Below are 15,780 nucleotides of genomic sequence, written 5' to 3' on the forward strand. Positions count from 1 at the left end.
CGCAACGCCTGCAGAATATTCAGGAAAGCTGCCCTATCTTGTCCGAATGCGTGATTTTCTCTCTCTGGTTTCTTATAATAAACAGTCTTCGCGTTCAGTGCCCGCCGATGAAGGCCGCGAGCTCCGGTGTCCGCTGTGCAGCGAACAGTTCGGCAGGCGCACCGCGCTCGTGAATCCGGCCCTGATGCATGAACACCAGCTCGTCGCAGACCTCGCGGGCAAAGCGCATCTCGTGGGTGACCATCACCAGGGTCATGCCCTCTTCGGCCAGCCTGCGGACCACCGCCAGCACCTCGGCGACGAGTTCGGGGTCGAGCGCCGAGGTGATCTCGTCGCAGAGCAGCACCCTGGGCCGCATCGCCAGCGCCCGGGCGATCGCCACGCGCTGCTGCTGGCCGCCCGACAGCTGATCGGGCGTGTGATCGAAGCGATCGGCAAGGCCCACCTTGGCCAGCATCTCGCGGGCCACCGCCTCGGCCTCGGCCGTGCCCATCTTCTTCACCACCTTCAGCGACAGCATGACGTTGCCGCCGGCCGAGAGATGCGGGAACAGGTTGAACTGCTGAAAGACCATGCCGACCTTCAGCCGCAGCGCCTTCAGCTCCCGCTCGCTCTCGCGGCCGTCGGCGCGTTCGCCATCCACCGTGACCACGCCGTCGGTCGGCCGTTCCAGGCCGTTGATGATCCGCAGCAAGGTGCTCTTGCCCGATCCGCTGCGGCCGATCAGCGCCACCACCCGGCCCTCTTCGACCGAAAGATCGACCCCCTTCAGCACCTCGACCAGGCCGAAACTCTTGCGGATACCGGCCAGTTCGACCAGCGGCCGCGTCTGATCAGCGGGCGACATGGAGCCTCCTTTCCAGCCGGCGGGCGGCGAATGACAGCGGGTAGCAGAGCGCGAAGTAGATCAGCGCCACGAAGCCGTAAACGGTGAAGGGCTCGAAGGTGGCATTGGCGATCATCGTCCCGGCCTTGGCCAGTTCCACGAAGCCGATGATCGAGGTCAGCGCCGTGCCCTTGACCACCTGGACCGAGAAGCCGACCGTCGGCGGCACCGCGATCCGCATCGCCTGGGGCAGGATCACCCAGCGCATGCGCTCCACATAAGACATGGCCAGCGCCTGGGCGGCCTCGGACTGGCCCTTGGGCACCGCCTCGACGCAGCCGCGCCAGATTTCGGCCAGGAAGGCGCCGGTGAACAGCACCAGCGACACGATCGCCGCCGTCCAGGCCGACACCTCGATCCCCGCCAGCGGCAGGCCGAAGAAGATCAGGAACAGCTGCATCAGCAGCGGCGTGCCCTGGAAGGCCTCGACATAACCGCGTGCCAGCATGGCCGGCAGGCGCCGGCCCGAGACCAGGGCGAACAGTGCGACCAGCCCGACCAGGGCACCGCCTGCAAAGGCGATCACCGACAGCACCACGGTCCAGAGCGCGGCGTCGATCAGGTTGCGCAGGATGTCGAGCGTGCCGAACTCAACCATGGACCGCACCTCCGGTGGCGGCGGCCGCCCGGCCGGCGCTCAGGGCCGCATGGCGCGCGGCGCGGTAGAGCAGCCGGTCGCCCAGCCGGCGCAGGATCATCCGGGTCAGGATGGCGAGGGCCAGATAGATCGCGGTCGCCGCCAGATAGGCCTCGAAGGCGCGGAAGCTGCGCGACTGGATGAAATTAGCGGCGAAGCTCAACTCTTCGGCCGCGATCTGCGAGCAGACCGACGAGCCCAGCATCACGATGACGATCTGGCTGGACAGCGCCGGCCAGATCTTGCGCAGCGCCGGCACCAGCACGACATGGCGGAAGCATTCCGCCCGGGTCATGCCCAGGCTCGCCGCCGCCTCCCACTGCCCCCTGGGCACGGCCTGGATGCCGGCGCGGATGATCTCGGCCGAATAGGCGCCCAGATTGACCACCATGGCGATCATCGCCGCCTCCACCTCGCCCAGCCGCACACCCGCCGCGGGCAGGCCGAAGAAGATGAAGAACAGCTGCACGATGAACGGCGTGTTGCGGATCAGCTCGACATAGGCGGCGACGATCCCCGCCGCCACCGGTATACGCTCCGATCGTGCCCAGGCACACAGAATGCCCAAAAGTATGCCGAAAATGCCGCCGACCAGGATCAGCTCCACCGTCAGCACCACCCCGCGGAGCAGCACGTCGGAATAGGTCAGGATCGGCGTGAAATCAAACTGATAGGCCATGGACGACCCCTTGCGGGAAGGGTGGGCCGATGGGGAAGACCGCATGGCTTGGGGGCAAGGGGGCGGCCCCTTGCCCCGCCGGCCGCCTCAGAGATCCGCCGGCAGCAGTGCGCCCAGCCAGGTTTCCGAAATCTTCGACAGCCGGCCGTCGGCCTTCGCGGCCGCGATGATCTCGTTCACCTTTGCAACCAGTGCCGCCTCTCCCTTCGCGACGCCGATATAGCAGGGCGAGTTCTTGATCAGGAATTTGGGCTCGGGCCGGGTGCGGGGGTTGCGCTCAAGGATGGCGGCCGCGACCACATTGCCGGTCGCCACCAGCTCCACCTGCCCCGACAGGAAGGCCTGGATGGTGCCGTTATTGTCTTCGTAGCGGCGGATGGTGGCCTCGGCGGGGGCGATCTTGGACAGCTCCAGATCCTCGATCGCACCGCGGGTGACGCCCACCGTATGGCCGGCCAGATCGGTGGCGCCCGCGATCTTCAGATCGGCCGGGCCGAAGACGCCGTTGTAGAACGGCGCATAGGCATTGGTGAAGTCGATCACCGCCTCGCGCTCCGGGTTCTTGCCCAGGCTGGAGATCACCAGATCGACCTTGTCGGTGGTCAGGTACGGGATGCGGTTGGCGCTGGTCACCGGCACCAGTTCGGTCTTCACCCCCAGCGCATCGCCGATCAGCCGGGCCATGTCGACGTCATAGCCACGCGGCGCCATGTCGGGGCCGACGGAGCCGAAGGGCGGGAAATCCTGCGGAACCGCCACGCGCAGCACCCCCGCCTTCTGAATGGCATCCAGCCCCGCCGCCTCGGCCGTGATGCCGAAGCCGCCGGTGGCCGCCACCAGCACGGCCGCCGCCATCGCCCCCAGCACGCTGCGCCGCCGCAGCCCGGTTCCGAACCGCCTGGTCATCGTCATGCCCCGCACTCCCCGCTTGTTGACGCCTGCCCCGAAAATCCGGGTCCGTCCCTGGGCGGCAGTCACATCGCCCTGCCCGGATCTCGAGCATCCCGCGGCCCCCTGTTGCCGCTGCTCATGTTTTAAGCGTGCCCATTGTTTAAGCATGAGTCAACGCCGTTTTTTGCCTTACCCCAGCATGCCACCCCTGGCATCCGCTTGCAAACCCATAGAAATCCGGCCATGCTTCCGGAAAGCCAACCGGTCCAACTGGTCAGACCGGTCTAGCCGAAGGAGCCGGATTTGGCCGGAGACAGCGTTCCCGAATACGTTGCCGAGCGCCTGCAGCGCATGATCCTGGCGGGAGAGCTTGCCCCCGGCGAGGCGCTGCCGGCCCAGCGCACGCTTGCCGAACGTCTGGGCGTCAGTCGCACATCGCTCAGGGAAGCGCTGACCGTGCTCGAAACCCTGGGCCTGGTGCGGGTGCGGGCCGGCAAGGGCGTCTTCGTCTCCGACCCGTCCGCCGACGACACCGCCCCGGGGCCGCGCGGCGACCGCTACACCCATGCCGCCCGGGTCTATCAGCTGCGGCTGGCGATCGAGCCCTTCGTCTCGGGGCTGGTTGCGATCACCGCCGCCGATACCGAAATCGACCGGCTGGCCGAGACGGTGGCCGAGATGCGCGCGGCGCTTGCCGAGGGCGATCTGGTGCGCGCCGCCCAGGCCGATGGCGATTTCCACCAGCGGCTTCTGGTCGCGGCCGGCAACCCGCTCTTCCCGGCGGCGATGCGCCCGGCCGGGCCGATGCTGGCCGAAACCCGGCGCATCCCCTTCGCCAATCGCGAAAGCGTGCGCGCGCCGCTGGATGAACATGAACGCATCCTGGCGCAGATCCGTGCCCGCAGCCCGCAGGGCGCGCGCGATGCCATGCACCGCCACATCCTGTCCGCCGCCAGCCGCGCCGGCGTCGGCGTGCTGCGGCCCTGATCATGCTTTCAGCCCCCATGAACGAAACGGACATCAGATCCATGCCGAGCTTCGCCCCCACCGCTGCCGTCAACCTCGCCTCCCGCGCGCTGGGTGCGCGCACGCTCAGCTGTTCCGACCAGTTCTTCGGCGCGCTGGAGCGGCTGATCGACGATGCCGCCCCGGTCTTCATCCCCGGCAAATACGACGAGGCCGGCAAGTGGATGGATGGTTGGGAAACCCGCCGCCGGCGCGATGACGGCCATGACTGGTGCGTGCTGGCGCTGGCCGCCCCCGGCTGGATCGACGCGATCGAGATCGACACCCGCCATTTCACCGGCAACTACCCCGCCGCCGCCGGTCTGTGGGCGCTGGCCGCGGCCGATCTGACCGAGGCCCCTGCCGCCGATGATCCGCGCTGGCAGCCGATCCTGGCCCCCGCGCCCCTTCAGGGCGATGCTCCCAACGCCTTCCTGCCCGATCCGGCAGTGCGCGCGGCCGATGGCCGACCCTGGACTCATCTGAAGCTCGACATCTTCCCCGATGGCGGCGTTGCGCGGCTGCGCGTTCTGGGCCGCCCGGCCGGCCTGCCGGCACCGCGCGCCGACGGGTTGGTGGAGCTGTCCTCGGCCCTGGGCGGCGCCCGGGTGATCGCCTGGAACGATGCTCATTACGGCGACCCGCGCAACCTGCTGCTGCCCGGCCTTGCATCGCGCATGGAGGATGGCTGGGAAACCCGGCGGCGGCGCGAACCCGGCCACGACTGGTGCATCATTCGTCTGGCGACGCCGGGCAGGGTTGCATTTATCGAAATCGACACGCGTGAGTTCAAGGGTAATTATCCCGACACCTGCTCGGTTCAGGGCGTGATGGCGCCCGATGCCGCAGATGCGGCCACCGTGCCGCAGAGCCTGTTCTGGGCGGAAATCCTGACCTCCCGCAAGCTTGGACCAGATGCGCCGCACGGCTTCACGCCCGATGCGGACCGTGTGGTGTCCCACATCCGCTTCAACATCTTCCCCGACGGCGGCGTCAACCGGCTGCGCATCTTCGGTGTGCCCGGCGCCATGGAGTGAGCGTCCAGATGCAGGCTTATCCCCGCACCATCTTAAGGCCGCGGCACCTGACCCGCGCGGCCTTCGCCCCCTTCGGCGAGGTTCTCGACGCCGCCGATCCCGGCCGCGCGCCGATCGCGATCAATGGCGGCACGACGCTGCGCTATGATCAGCTCGCGCGGGTGGAGACGGATGACGAGGGCTATGGTGCGATCAGCCTGTTCCAGGCGCATGAAGCGGTCTCGCTGCCGCTGGTGATCGAGGTGATGGAACGTCACCCCCTCGGCAGCCAGGCCTTCATGCCGCTCACCCGCTGCCGCTTCGTGATCGTGGTGGCGCCGGCCGCCAGCCGCCAGCCCGATCCGGCAAACATGCAGGCCTTCGTCACCGACGGCCGCCAGGGCGTCAGCTATCGCCGCGGCACCTGGCACCTGCCGCTGACGGTGCTGGACATGGCCCATCTTCTGGTCGTCGACCGCAAGGGCCCCGGCTGCAATCTCAACGAACACGTCTTCGCCCCCGGCACCGGCCCGCTGCTGCTGCCGCACGAGGGTTGACCGTTCAACCCAGCGGATCCTTCAGAAACGCCCGCGCCCGCGGATCCGCCGCGGCGGCGATGTTGATCCTGAGCCACGCCCCCTCCTCCAGCCCCGGCCGGAAGACCGCGCCGGAGACCAGGCCAATGCCGCGGGCGGCCGCCGCGTCGACCAGCAGGCGGGCATCGGCTGCGTCTTCATGCGCCGCCCAGACGAACATGCCACCGCGGGGCTCGGCGAAAAGCCGCCAGCCGGCCCGGCGCAGCGCCGGCAGCAGGGCGGCGCGCTGGCGGGCCAGGCGCCGGGTCAGCGCCTCGGCCGTGCGCCGCAGGCCGCCGGTCTCGATCAGCACCGCCATCACCTGTTCGGCAAAGCGCGACGAGGCGACCGAGGACAGCATCTTCACATCCACCAGCCCGCGCATTCGCGATGGTGCCGCCGCCACATAGCCCACCCTGAGCGCGGATGAGAGCGGTTTCGAGAAACTGCCCACCATCACCACCCGGTCGAGCCCGTCCAGCGCCGCCAGCCTGACCGCCGGGCTGCCCTCTTCGAAATCGGCATAGATGTCGTCCTCGACGATGGTCAGGTCGTGACGCGCCGCAACCGTCAGCAGGCCATGGGCGATCTGCGGCGTGGTGGTCGATCCGGTCGGGTTGTGGAGCACGCCGTTGGTCACGAACAGCCGGGCACCGCTTGCGGCGGCCGCCGCGTCCAGCGCCTGAAGATCCGGCCCGTCCGCCCGGCGCGGCACCGCCACCATGCGCACGCCCTGCAGGCGCAGCAGGCCGAACAGATTGTGATAGCCCGGATCTTCCACCAGCACCGCATCGCCCGGCCGGGTCAAGGCACGGATCACCACATCCAGCGCCTGGCTGGCGCCGGTGGTCAGCATCACCCGGTCTTCCGCCACCGGCACCGACAGCCGGGCCAGGCGCTGCGCCACCAGCCGACGCAGCCGCGGCTCGCCCAAAGGCGTGCCGTAATCGATCAGCGCCCGCCCGCCTTCGCGCGTGACCCGGCGGATGGCGCGCGCCAGATCGGTGGTGTCGTGCCAGTCGTCGGGCAGCCGGCCGCCGCCCAGCCGGAGCAGCGCCGGCCGGTCGTCATAAAGCCGCCACACCCGGTCCGCCACCGCCGCCACCCCGCCCGGATCGGGGGCAGCCGGCGGCAGCGGTGCTGCAGGCGGCGCCACCCGGAAGCCCACCCCCGGCCGCGACAGGATGCGCCCCTCGGCCACCAGCCGGTCATAGGCCTCGACAACCGTGTTGCGGCTGACCCCCGTCTCTGCCGCCAGCCGGCGGATCGACGGCAGGGCCGCCCCCGCAGCCGTCTCCGCCCCGCGCGCCTCGATCCAGGCGATCACGGCGGCGGCCAGCTGATCGGCCAGCGGTTCCGGGCGGCTGCGGTCGAGGGGGGCAATCAAACTGCGGGCCTCCGATTGAACAGGGCGCGCCAACCGTACCGCCAGTCAAGGGGTACGGTCGAGCGGTCATGATGATCGCCGTTACCGGAAGCCGGGGCCGGAAATCTGAGCAGCGACCGGTTCGACGAGGTCTGGGGCGGCCTCGTCCACTGGCCTCAGCTGAACCGTACCTGTCGTTTGCAGGTACAGTCTGATCGTCTCCGGCACGCCCCGTCCCTGGCGAGGGGCGGGATCCCGCGGCAGCCTGACCGGCGCGGCATGTCCGCCGCGCCTGGGAAGCTGCCGGATGACCACAGATCTCGACACCGCCGCACCACACCACGCCCGCACCGGCCGACCAGGGCGACTGGCCTTCGCCCTGCTCACCGTCACCACTGCCGGCAATCTGTTCACCCCGCTCAGCGCCCGGCTGGCGCAAGTCGATGGCGAGGGGACGGCCATGGCCGGGCTCGCCTTCGCGGCCTATGTCGGCGGCGCGCTGCCGGTGTTGCTTGCCGGCAGCAGCCTGCCTGACCGTCTGGGGGCGCTCAACACCGCGAGGCTCGCCCTCGGCCTCGCGCTCGCCGCCAGTCTGGTCATGATCCTCTGGCCGGGCATTCTCATGCTCGGCCTGTCGCGCGCCCTGCTCGGCATAGCGGTCGCCATCACCTCGACCCTCGCCCCCGCTCTGATGGCCGTGCAATGCCCGCCCGGCACCGATCCGCGGCGGGTTGCGGCGCGGGGTTCGGTCGCAACCACCACCGGCTTCGGTTTCGGTGCAGCGCTCACCGCGCTCTGTCTGCTGCTCGATCCGCAATCCTGGATGCAACCCGTCAGCGGCCCGATCTGGATCGGCATGGCACTTCTGGCCCTCACCGGCCTGCACGGCCTGCCCGATGCACCGCGCCTCGCCTCCGGGGGCACCGGCCTGCGCTGGCCCGCTTTCCCGCCCGGGACCCTGGTCTTCGGCGGCGCGATCTGCATCGCCTGGGCCGTGGTCGGGCTGGTGATCGCGGTGCTGCCCGCCAGCCTCGCCCGCGCCGGGCTCGGCGCCCATGCCGGTTTCGCCACCTTCCTGGTGATCGTGCCCGGCATCCTGGCGGTCCCCGCCGCCCGACGCATGGCGCCCGAGATCGCGATCCGCCGCGGTCTGGCCGTGCTGGTGCCGGGCTATGCGCTCATCGCCTGGGGCGCCCTTTCGGGCAGCGTGGCGGCGGTCTTCGCCGGAACGGCGCTGGCCGCCACCGCCTGCTACGGGCTGATCCATGCCGGCGGCCTCGCCGGCATCCTGATGCGGGCCGGCCCGCTTGCCACCCGGGCGACCGCGGGCTTCTTCCTGTTCGCCTATGCAGGCTTCAGCCTGCCGGTGATCCTGACCGGTGCCGCCGCCGACCAGTGGGGACAGACGACGGCCCTGACGGGTTTCGGCGCCGTGCTCTGCCTTGCAGCGTTGATCCTGTGGCGTCATTCCACTATCTCTACCGGCCACAAAGACTTTCCGACGCGGCCTGCGGAGACCCCCGACCAAAATGCTGACCAACAAGGGCAAGTACGGGCTCAAGGCCCTGGTACACCTGGCGGGCAAAGAGCCGGGTGAATTGTCCCTGGTTTCCGACATCGCCGCCGAGAACGGGATCCCCAAGAAATTCCTCGACGCGATCCTGGGCGAGCTGCGCAATGCCGGCTTCGTGCACAGCAAGAAGGGCAAGGGTGGCGGCTATACCCTCGCCCGCCCGGCCTCCGACATCCGGATCGGTCATGTGATCCGGGTGCTCGACGGCCCGCTCGCCCCGATCGCCTGCGCCAGCCGCCGGTCCTATCGCCGCTGCGAGGACTGCACCAACGAGGAACAATGTGCGGTGCGGCTGATGATGATGGATGTCCGCAATGCCATCGCCGGCATCCTCGACAACCGCACGCTCGCCGAAATGCGCAATCTGTCGGATACCGACCGCCAGACCCTGATGTACCATATCTGATGGCACGCGCAGCCGCCGCCGTCCCCGAGATCACCGTCACCGAAGGGCCGCTGCCGCCCTTGCCCGACGCGCCGCCGCTGGATGCCGGCCCGCTGATCCGGATCGAGGCCGACCGCAGCATCCGTCTCACCGGTCCCATCGGCGGTGCCTGCCATCTGGATGCCGCCGCCACCCGCGCGGTGCTCGACACCACCGGCGCCGCCGATCCCGCGGCCGCCCGGCTGCTGCTTGCGGAAGACATGCTCCCCGGCCTTGCCTGCCATATCCACGGCCTGCTGCCGGTTTCGGGCACGGCGGTGGTGATCGGCGGGCGGGCCGTGCTGCTCACCGGTGTCTCCGGCAGCGGCAAATCCCTGCTTGCGGCCGAACTCCTCGCCCGCGGCCATCATCTGCTCGCCGACGGCATCGTCGTGCTCTCGGGCCTGCCGGGGCCGGCGCTCATCCTGCCCGGCCCGGCCGGCCTCACCCTGCATGCCGATGCCGGCGCCCGCTATGCCGGCCGCATCAATGCCCCACCGCCGCAGCTCGGGCGGGCGGGCGTGCCGCGATTGCGTCATCTGCCGACGGCGCAGCACACGACCTCCCTGCCGGTCACGGCGATCTTCCACCTCTGGCAGACCATCGGCGGCAGCGATCTGGAGGTCTTGCCGACCCGCGGCCTCGAAGGCTTCCAGACCATGGAGGGCAACATCCGCCAGCTTCATGAAGGCCGCATCCTGCGCGGGGCCCGTCCGATCTTCGCCGGGGTCGCGGCCCTGCTCGGCCGTGCGCCGCTCATTCGTCTGCGTCATCGCCGCGACTGGCAGGCCCCGACCCGGCTCGCCGATCATATCGAGGCCATGCCATGACCTCGGATCACATCACGCCGGGCGACGGCTTCGTCTGGGTGACGGCCTATCCCAAATCCGGCAGCACCTGGCTCCGGCTGGCGCTGTGGAGCCTGAAGCACGGCGGCGCGGCGCCGGATTTCGCCGTGCTCGATCAGGGGTGGCTCACCATGGCCAGCAACCGTGCACTCTTCGATCGCAGCCTCGGCCTCGACAGTGCCTGGCTCACCGATGACGAAGCCTCGAACCTTCGCCCGGCCGCCTTCGCACGGCGGCTGGCAGCCGAACCCGGCCTGCATCTCCATCGCACGCATGAGGCGTTCACCGCCACACCCGAGGGTCGACCGGTCTTCCCCGCCGCACTGACCCGCGGTGCCGTTTATCTGATCCGCGATCCGCGCGATCTTGCCGTTTCCAATGCCCATCACTGGGGCCTGTCGATCGATGCCGCGATCGATCTCCTGGCACAGCCCGACGCCGCCCTCGACACCGGCGGTGACGGTCTTTACGGCCAGCTCCGCCAGCCGCTTGGCAGCTGGTCGGCCCATGTCGACAGCTGGACGGCTGCCCCTCTCGGATTCCCTGTCCTGATCATCCGCTACGAGGATATGTTGGCCGATCCGCACCACATCTTCACGCGCATCACCCGTTTCCTCGGCTGGCCAGCCGATCCCGCGACCATTGCCGGGGCGGTCGACGGCACCACCTTCAGCCGCCTGCAGCGCCGCGAAGCCGAAACCGGCTTCACGAATGCCGCCGCCCCCGGCCGGCGCTTCTTCCGCAAGGGCGGCGCCGCCGGCTGGCCGAGCGCGCTCACCCCCGCCCAGGCGGCCCGGATCGAAGCCGCCCATGGCACGGTGATGGCCCGGTTCGGCTATCGCTGACTGATCCGCACTCCTTTTACGATGAAGACCGGCTGTCGATCAGGCATCGCAGAGACCTCCCGGCTTGAATACAATCATTTTGAAGCTCCAAGCTGAGAGAATATGTCCTCTGCTCAAAATGAAAGCCGAAGTAACATGATGAAGAAGATCTGCAACCAGAAGATATCCACCTCGCCTAAAGCCTGGCACAAGCCCCAGCTGAGCCAGATCCGGACGTCAACGACGGCGTTTGCTCTCCGCTCCAGCGCCGACGGCAAAACCGCCGTCTCCTGATCCGGCTCTCGCCGCGCCGGCAACCGCACCCGCCGGATCACCCCGCCGGCGCCTTGGGCACCGGCGGGGTGATCCGGGCCAAATAGCCCGGGGCGCCGAATTGCCGATGTCGGAAACCGCTATCGGTGGCATGACCAACCTCGACAACGACGACAACGTCTCCTGACCACGCTCACACCACCCCGTCAACCGCCCCGGCCAGCGCCTCGGGCACCGGCCCACCGGTCAGCCAGTCGGCCAGTTCTACGGTGTGGATGAAGCGGGCGTCGGGCATATGCGTGGCGATCTGGGTCAGGCAGCCCAGATTGCCCGCCGCCACCACCGCTGCCCCGGTGCGGCGCAGGTTCTGCGCCTTGCGGGCCCCCAGCCGCCCGGCCAGTTCCGGCTGGAGCATGTTATAGGTGCCGGCAGAGCCGCAGCAGATATGGGGTTCGGCCGGCTCCAGCGGCGTGATGCCCAGCCGTTTCAGCACCTCTTTCGGCACATCGCGGATCTTCTGGCCGTGCTGCAATGAACAGGCCGCGTGATAGGCGACCGGCAGCCCCGCCGGCAGGCTGCGCACCGGCGTCAGATCCAGATCCGCCAGCACCTCGGTCACGTCGCGGGCCAGCCCCGCCACCAGCCGGGCCCGATCGGCATAATAGGCGTCGCCCGCCAGAAGATGGCCGTAATCCTTGATCGGCGTGCCGCAGCCGGATGTCGTGACCACGATCGCGTCCAGCCCGCCCGGCTGATCCGCCAGCGCCGCCCAGGCCGCGACATTGCGCCGGGCCTGGTCCCGCGCCCGTTCCATCAACCCCATATGCTGGACCAGCGCACCACAACAGCCGGCCTCGCGCGCCACCACCACCTCGAAGCCATGGCGGGTCAGCACCCGGATGGGCGCGGCGTTGATCCCCGGCGCCAGCACCTGCTGGGCGCAGCCGGCCAGCAGCGCCACCCGCCCCCGGCGGGTACCTTCGGCCGGCCAGAGCTGCGGCCGGTCGGTGGCAGCCGGTGCCGGCACCTCGTCGGGCATCAGCGCCATCATGGCCTTGAGTTCGGGGCGGATACCACCCAGCCAGCGGTCGAGGCCCAGCCGCTTCGCGATCCGTCCGCCGATCAGCGCCGCCCGGAACCGGCCCGGATAAGGCAGCAGCCGGGCCAGCAGCCCGCGCAGCAGCCGTTCGGGCAGTGGCCGCCTATAGGTCTCCGCCACCCGTGCCCGCGCCATGTCGGACAGATGCATGTAATCCACCCCTGACGGGCAGGTGGTCATGCAGGCGAAGCAGCCCAGGCAGCGGTCGATATGGCGCACGACATCCGCCGTCGCCGGCTCGTCGCGCTCCAGCATGCCTTTCATCATGTAGATCCGGCCGCGCGGGCTGTCGCGCTCGTCGCCCAGTTCCAGAAAGGTCGGGCAGGTGGCGGTGCAGAAACCGCAATGCACGCAGCGCCGCAGGATCTGCTCGGCCTCGGCGATCGCGGGGTCGGCCAGGCGGTCGGGGGCGAAACTGGTCTTCATGGGCGGGTCTCCTCGCCGCGCATGCGGCCCGGATTCAGCAGGCGAAGCGGATCGAAGCCCTGGCGCACCCGTTCCGACAGGGCAGCCAGCCCCGGCGCTTCGGGCTCGAACCCCGGCACCCGCCGGCGCAGGGGCTCGGGGCCGCGCATCAGCGTGGCATGGCCGCCGCCATGACGGGCGACCAGGGCGCGCAGCGCGGTCGCTCCCCCGTCGTCACCGGCCTCTGCCGGCACCGCCAGCCAGACCAGGCCGCCGCCCCAGTCGATGAAGCCGCGCGCGCCGACCCCCGCCACCGCATCATAGAGCAGCGCCGCGCCTGCGGCCGGCGGCACCGACAGCCGCCAGACCACCTCTTCCGCCTCGGGCGCCAGGATCGGCACAACCTCAGCAATCCAACTCCACAACTTTTGGCTGTGGGCCAGATCCAGCACCGCCTCGCAGGCACCAAGCCCGCTGTCTTCCGCCCGGCCGAACCGGTCGGCCAGCGCGCCGTCGGGGCCTTCGAAACGCACCAGCAGCAGCCCGTCCCGCGTCTCGGGCAGATCGGCGGCCCGCGCCAGCGCCGCCGGCAGCCAGGACAGCGCCGTCGGCTCCAGCGGCCCGGCCTGCAGCCGGGCCATGGCGGCCACCGCCGGGGCCGCCGCCATCGGCAGCACCAGGGTGACCGCATCTTCGGGCGCCGGCAGCACCTTCAGCGTCATCTCGGTCATCAGCGCCAGCGTGCCGAAACTGCCGGCGATCAGCTTGGGCAGGTCATAGCCGGTGACGTTCTTCACCACCTTCGCCCCGGCCTTGAAGCGTTCGCCGCGACCGCTCACCGCTTCCAGGCCCAGAAGATGGTCGCGGGCGCTACCGGCGCGGATCCGCCGCGGCCCCGCCAGCCCCGCCGCAACCGTGCCGCCCAGGGTCGGCACGGCATCGGGCGCACCGCAAAGGGCGGCAAGGCCCGGCGGCTCGAAGGCCAGCATCTGGCCGCGTCCGGCCAGCAGGGCCGCCACCTCGGCCAGCGGCGTCGCCGGCCGCGCGGTGAGCATCAGCTCTTCCGGCTGATAGTCCACGATGCCGGTCAGCGCCCCCAGCTCCAGCCGCGCCGCCGCATCCACCGGCCGGCCCAGCCCCGCCTTGCTGCCGCCCGCCGCCACCGCCAGGCTTCGGCCGGCCGCGGCCGATGCGGCCACGATCTCCACCAGCTCCGCCGCATCGGCGGGCCTGAAGCTTTCTGTGGTCATCGGCTCAGAACCTCGGCAGATGGGCGTGGGGCAGCTGCCCGTGATGGACATGCATCCGGCCCAGCTCGGCACAGCGATGCAGGGTGGGGAACACCTTGCCCGGGTTCAGCAGCCCGTCGGGGTCGAAGGCGCATTTCAGCCGCTGCTGATGGGCCAGATCGGTTTCGGTGAACATCTCGCCCATCAGATCGCGCTTCTCGATGCCGACGCCGTGTTCGCCGGTCAGCACGCCCCCCAGCCGCACGCAGGCCTTCAGGATTTCGGCGCCGAAGGCCTCGGCCCGCTCCAGCTCGCCGGGCGCATTGGCATCATACAGGATCAGCGGGTGCAGATTGCCGTCGCCGGCATGGAAGACATTGGCGCAGCGCAGCCCGTATTCCCGCGTCAGCCCGGAAATGATCCCCAGCATCTCGGGCAGCCGGCCGCGCGGGATGGTGCCGTCCATGCAGTAATAGTCGGGCGAGATCCGCCCCACGGCAGGGAAGGCCGCCTTGCGTCCGGCCCAGAAGCGCTGGCGTTCGGCCTCGTCGCGGCTTTCGCGCAGGCTGGTGGCCCCGGCCGCGCGCGCGATGGCGGCGACCCGGGCGATCAGCGCCTCCCCCTCGGGGCCCGGCCCGTCCAGTTCGGCGATCAGCAGGGCCTCCACATCCAGCGGATAGCCGGCATCGCAGAAGGCTTCGGCGGCGTGGATCGCATCCCGGTCCATCATCTCAAGTCCAGCGGGCACGATCCCGGCCCCGATGATTTCGGCCACGCAGGCGCCGGCATCGGCCACCTGCGGAAAGCCCATCAGCAGGGCGCGCACCGTTTCCGGCCGCGGCAGCAGCCGCACCGTCACCTCGGTCACCACCCCCAGCAGACCTTCCGATCCAGTCAGCACGCCCATCAGATCATAGCCGCCGGCATCCATATGCCGGCCGCCCAGCCGGACCACCGTGCCGTCGATCAGCACGATTTCCAGCCCCAGGATGTTGTTGGTGGTGACGCCGTATTTCAGGCAATGCACCCCGCCGGCATTCTCGGCGACATTGCCGCCGATCGAACAGGCGATCTGGCTGGACGGGTCGGGCGCATAATACAGCCCATGTGCCGCGACCGCGGTGGTGATCGCCAGGTTCGGCACCCCCGGCTGTACAACCGCACAGCGATTGGCAACGTCCACATCCAGAATACGGTTGAACCGCCCCAGGCCGAGCAGCACCCCGTCGGCCAGCGGCAGCGCACCGCCCGACAGCGACGTCCCCGCCCCGCGCGGCACCACCCTTATGCCGCGCCGGGCGCAGATCTTCAGCACCCCCGCCACCTCGTCGGTCGTGGCCGGCAGCACCGCGACCATCGGCTTCTGGGCATAGGCGGTCAGCCCGTCATTCTCGTAGACCTCCAGCCCGGTCTGGTCGGCGATCACCGCATCGCGCCCCAGCAGGGCGCGGAATTCGGCGATCAGCTCGTCTCTCTGGGCAAGGGCTGCGGCTTCGGGGGCGGGCATGCGCATCGGGTCGTCTCCTCGGGTCGCGCGGCGCGAGGTTGAACGCAGAGCAGACATCATATACCGCCCGACCGATCCGGAAACGCGAAACGCTTCAGACGCGAAACGGCCGCCGTCCCGAAGGACGGCGGCCGTTTCGAAAGCGTCCCCCGGGCACGATGTCCCGGGATCATCGCAAGTCCGGCGCCGAAGGCTGCCGGCCGATCCGATGGATCAGCCCTGGCGGCACTTCATGCGCGGGTTGGACTTGTTGATGATGTAAACGCGGCCCTTGCGGCGCACGACGCGGCAGTTCTTGTCGCGCTTCTTGGCGCTCTTCAGGGAGTTGATCACCTTCATCGGTCTGGTCCTCGCGGGTTCACGCGCCCTCGGGCACTGCCCCGGGCTCCTCCTCAGGCGAAAAGTGCGCGGAGGATATCGATGCCCCCTGCGGCTGTCAACGCGGAAGCGCGGAGTTTTGATCATGCCCCGTGGCCGCATGCGGCCGCATCGTCGGGGCTGATCGCCGCGGCCGGTTTCGCCCACTCTGACAGGGACCGGCCC

General features: G+C 69.7%; 17 protein-coding genes. 8 read left to right on the forward strand and 9 right to left on the reverse strand.

Going from position 1 to position 15,780, the window contains the following annotated elements; genetic code table 11:
- Positions 1-94 precede the first annotated feature (94 nt).
- From CMO28_RS05445 to CMO28_RS05460, 4 genes are all read right to left on the reverse strand, one after another.
- Positions 95-847, reverse strand: coding sequence for an amino acid ABC transporter ATP-binding protein (locus tag CMO28_RS05445; protein WP_296710797.1), 753 nt, complete (start codon positions 845-847; stop codon positions 95-97).
- Positions 834-1,484, reverse strand: coding sequence for an amino acid ABC transporter permease (locus tag CMO28_RS05450; protein ID WP_062763578.1), 651 nt, complete (start codon positions 1,482-1,484; stop codon positions 834-836). Before CMO28_RS05450 ends, CMO28_RS05445 begins: the two co-directional genes overlap by 14 nt.
- Complete coding sequence (locus CMO28_RS05455) at positions 1,477-2,202, reverse strand: amino acid ABC transporter permease (protein ID WP_296710801.1); 726 nt, start codon at positions 2,200-2,202, stop codon at positions 1,477-1,479. The genes CMO28_RS05450 and CMO28_RS05455 overlap by 8 nt, the downstream gene beginning before the upstream one ends.
- A gap of 87 nt (positions 2,203-2,289) precedes the next feature.
- Positions 2,290-3,057: a transporter substrate-binding domain-containing protein gene (locus CMO28_RS05460; protein WP_322111296.1), complete on the reverse strand. Its 768-nt coding sequence runs from the start codon at positions 3,055-3,057 to the stop codon at positions 2,290-2,292.
- Between the two features lie 339 nt (positions 3,058-3,396).
- Between CMO28_RS05460 and CMO28_RS05465 the strand changes: the two genes are divergently transcribed.
- From CMO28_RS05465 to CMO28_RS05475, 3 genes are read left to right on the forward strand one after another with little or no spacing between them, the layout of a single operon-like run.
- The gene (locus CMO28_RS05465) at positions 3,397-4,080 is read left to right on the forward strand and encodes a FadR/GntR family transcriptional regulator (protein ID WP_296710806.1); all 684 of its coding nucleotides are present in this window, start codon (positions 3,397-3,399) and stop codon (positions 4,078-4,080) included.
- Positions 4,081-4,121: 41 nt separating this feature from the next.
- Positions 4,122-5,135, forward strand: a complete 1,014-nt coding sequence (gene alc, locus CMO28_RS05470; RefSeq protein WP_296710809.1) for an allantoicase — start codon at positions 4,122-4,124, stop codon at positions 5,133-5,135.
- Between the two features lie 8 nt (positions 5,136-5,143).
- Positions 5,144-5,671 carry an ureidoglycolate lyase gene (locus tag CMO28_RS05475; protein WP_296710812.1) on the forward strand — a complete coding sequence of 176 codons (528 nt, stop codon included), beginning with the start codon at positions 5,144-5,146 and terminating at the stop codon, positions 5,669-5,671.
- A gap of 4 nt (positions 5,672-5,675) precedes the next feature.
- Here the strand turns inward: CMO28_RS05475 and CMO28_RS05480 are convergent, their stop codons facing one another.
- On the reverse strand, positions 5,676-7,076 hold the full coding sequence (locus tag CMO28_RS05480; RefSeq protein WP_296710816.1) for a PLP-dependent aminotransferase family protein: 1,401 nt from the start codon (positions 7,074-7,076) through the stop codon (positions 5,676-5,678).
- Between the two features lie 286 nt (positions 7,077-7,362).
- Between CMO28_RS05480 and CMO28_RS05485 the strand changes: the two genes are divergently transcribed.
- The 5 genes from CMO28_RS05485 (at position 7,363) to CMO28_RS05505 (ending at position 11,018) form a co-directional block, all read left to right on the forward strand.
- A complete protein-coding gene (locus tag CMO28_RS05485; RefSeq protein WP_296710817.1) occupies positions 7,363-8,652 on the forward strand; it encodes an MFS transporter in 1,290 nt (429 codons plus the stop codon).
- The gene (locus CMO28_RS05490; protein ID WP_296710818.1) at positions 8,585-9,034 is read left to right on the forward strand and encodes an RrF2 family transcriptional regulator; all 450 of its coding nucleotides are present in this window, start codon (positions 8,585-8,587) and stop codon (positions 9,032-9,034) included. Before CMO28_RS05485 ends, CMO28_RS05490 begins: the two co-directional genes overlap by 68 nt.
- Positions 9,034-9,882 carry an HPr kinase/phosphorylase gene (locus tag CMO28_RS05495; RefSeq protein ID WP_296710819.1) on the forward strand — a complete coding sequence of 283 codons (849 nt, stop codon included), beginning with the start codon at positions 9,034-9,036 and terminating at the stop codon, positions 9,880-9,882. The genes CMO28_RS05490 and CMO28_RS05495 overlap by 1 nt, the downstream gene beginning before the upstream one ends.
- Positions 9,879-10,745, forward strand: coding sequence for a sulfotransferase domain-containing protein (locus CMO28_RS05500; protein WP_296710820.1), 867 nt, complete (start codon positions 9,879-9,881; stop codon positions 10,743-10,745). Before CMO28_RS05495 ends, CMO28_RS05500 begins: the two co-directional genes overlap by 4 nt.
- A gap of 135 nt (positions 10,746-10,880) precedes the next feature.
- A complete protein-coding gene (locus tag CMO28_RS05505) occupies positions 10,881-11,018 on the forward strand; it encodes a hypothetical protein (protein ID WP_187297894.1) in 138 nt (45 codons plus the stop codon).
- Between the two features lie 172 nt (positions 11,019-11,190).
- Here the strand turns inward: CMO28_RS05505 and glcF are convergent, their stop codons facing one another.
- The 4 genes from glcF to ykgO form a co-directional block, all read right to left on the reverse strand.
- On the reverse strand, positions 11,191-12,522 hold the full coding sequence (gene glcF, locus CMO28_RS05510; RefSeq protein ID WP_296710821.1) for a glycolate oxidase subunit GlcF: 1,332 nt from the start codon (positions 12,520-12,522) through the stop codon (positions 11,191-11,193).
- Positions 12,519-13,751 carry an FAD-binding protein gene (locus CMO28_RS05515; protein WP_296710822.1) on the reverse strand — a complete coding sequence of 411 codons (1,233 nt, stop codon included), beginning with the start codon at positions 13,749-13,751 and terminating at the stop codon, positions 12,519-12,521. Before CMO28_RS05515 ends, glcF begins: the two co-directional genes overlap by 4 nt.
- Positions 13,752-13,755: 4 nt before the next feature.
- Entirely contained in the window at positions 13,756-15,243 is a 1,488-nt protein-coding gene (locus tag CMO28_RS05520) for an FAD-linked oxidase C-terminal domain-containing protein (protein ID WP_296710823.1), read from the reverse strand.
- Positions 15,244-15,450: 207 nt separating this feature from the next.
- Entirely contained in the window at positions 15,451-15,576 is a 126-nt protein-coding gene (gene ykgO, locus CMO28_RS05525; RefSeq protein ID WP_014748080.1) for a type B 50S ribosomal protein L36, read from the reverse strand.
- Positions 15,577-15,780 lie beyond the last annotated feature (204 nt).

It is taken from the genome of Tistrella sp. (assembly GCF_002684955.1).
In the GTDB taxonomy this organism is placed as follows: Bacteria; Pseudomonadota; Alphaproteobacteria; order Tistrellales; family Tistrellaceae; genus Tistrella; species Tistrella mobilis.

What these genes read in the sequence shown, in the direction of transcription:
- CMO28_RS05445 (WP_296710797.1), bottom strand. Translation starts at nt 847, where the DNA reads ATGTCGCCCGCTGATCAGACGCGGCCGCTGGTCGAACTGGCCGGTATC.
- CMO28_RS05450 (WP_062763578.1), bottom strand. Translation starts at nt 1,484, where the DNA reads ATGGTTGAGTTCGGCACGCTCGACATCCTGCGCAACCTGATCGACGCC.
- CMO28_RS05455 (WP_296710801.1), bottom strand. Translation starts at nt 2,202, where the DNA reads ATGGCCTATCAGTTTGATTTCACGCCGATCCTGACCTATTCCGACGTG.
- CMO28_RS05460 (WP_322111296.1), bottom strand. Translation starts at nt 3,057, where the DNA reads ATGGCGGCGGCCGTGCTGGTGGCGGCCACCGGCGGCTTCGGCATCACG.
- alc (WP_296710809.1), top strand. Translation starts at nt 4,122, where the DNA reads ATGCCGAGCTTCGCCCCCACCGCTGCCGTCAACCTCGCCTCCCGCGCG.
- CMO28_RS05475 (WP_296710812.1), top strand. Translation starts at nt 5,144, where the DNA reads ATGCAGGCTTATCCCCGCACCATCTTAAGGCCGCGGCACCTGACCCGC.
- CMO28_RS05485 (WP_296710817.1), top strand. Translation starts at nt 7,363, where the DNA reads ATGACCACAGATCTCGACACCGCCGCACCACACCACGCCCGCACCGGC.
- CMO28_RS05490 (WP_296710818.1), top strand. Translation starts at nt 8,585, where the DNA reads ATGCTGACCAACAAGGGCAAGTACGGGCTCAAGGCCCTGGTACACCTG.
- CMO28_RS05495 (WP_296710819.1), top strand. Translation starts at nt 9,034, where the DNA reads ATGGCACGCGCAGCCGCCGCCGTCCCCGAGATCACCGTCACCGAAGGG.
- CMO28_RS05500 (WP_296710820.1), top strand. Translation starts at nt 9,879, where the DNA reads ATGACCTCGGATCACATCACGCCGGGCGACGGCTTCGTCTGGGTGACG.
- CMO28_RS05505 (WP_187297894.1), top strand. Translation starts at nt 10,881, where the DNA reads ATGATGAAGAAGATCTGCAACCAGAAGATATCCACCTCGCCTAAAGCC.
- glcF (WP_296710821.1), bottom strand. Translation starts at nt 12,522, where the DNA reads ATGAAGACCAGTTTCGCCCCCGACCGCCTGGCCGACCCCGCGATCGCC.
- CMO28_RS05515 (WP_296710822.1), bottom strand. Translation starts at nt 13,751, where the DNA reads ATGACCACAGAAAGCTTCAGGCCCGCCGATGCGGCGGAGCTGGTGGAG.
- CMO28_RS05520 (WP_296710823.1), bottom strand. Translation starts at nt 15,243, where the DNA reads ATGCGCATGCCCGCCCCCGAAGCCGCAGCCCTTGCCCAGAGAGACGAG.
- ykgO (WP_014748080.1), bottom strand. Translation starts at nt 15,576, where the DNA reads ATGAAGGTGATCAACTCCCTGAAGAGCGCCAAGAAGCGCGACAAGAAC.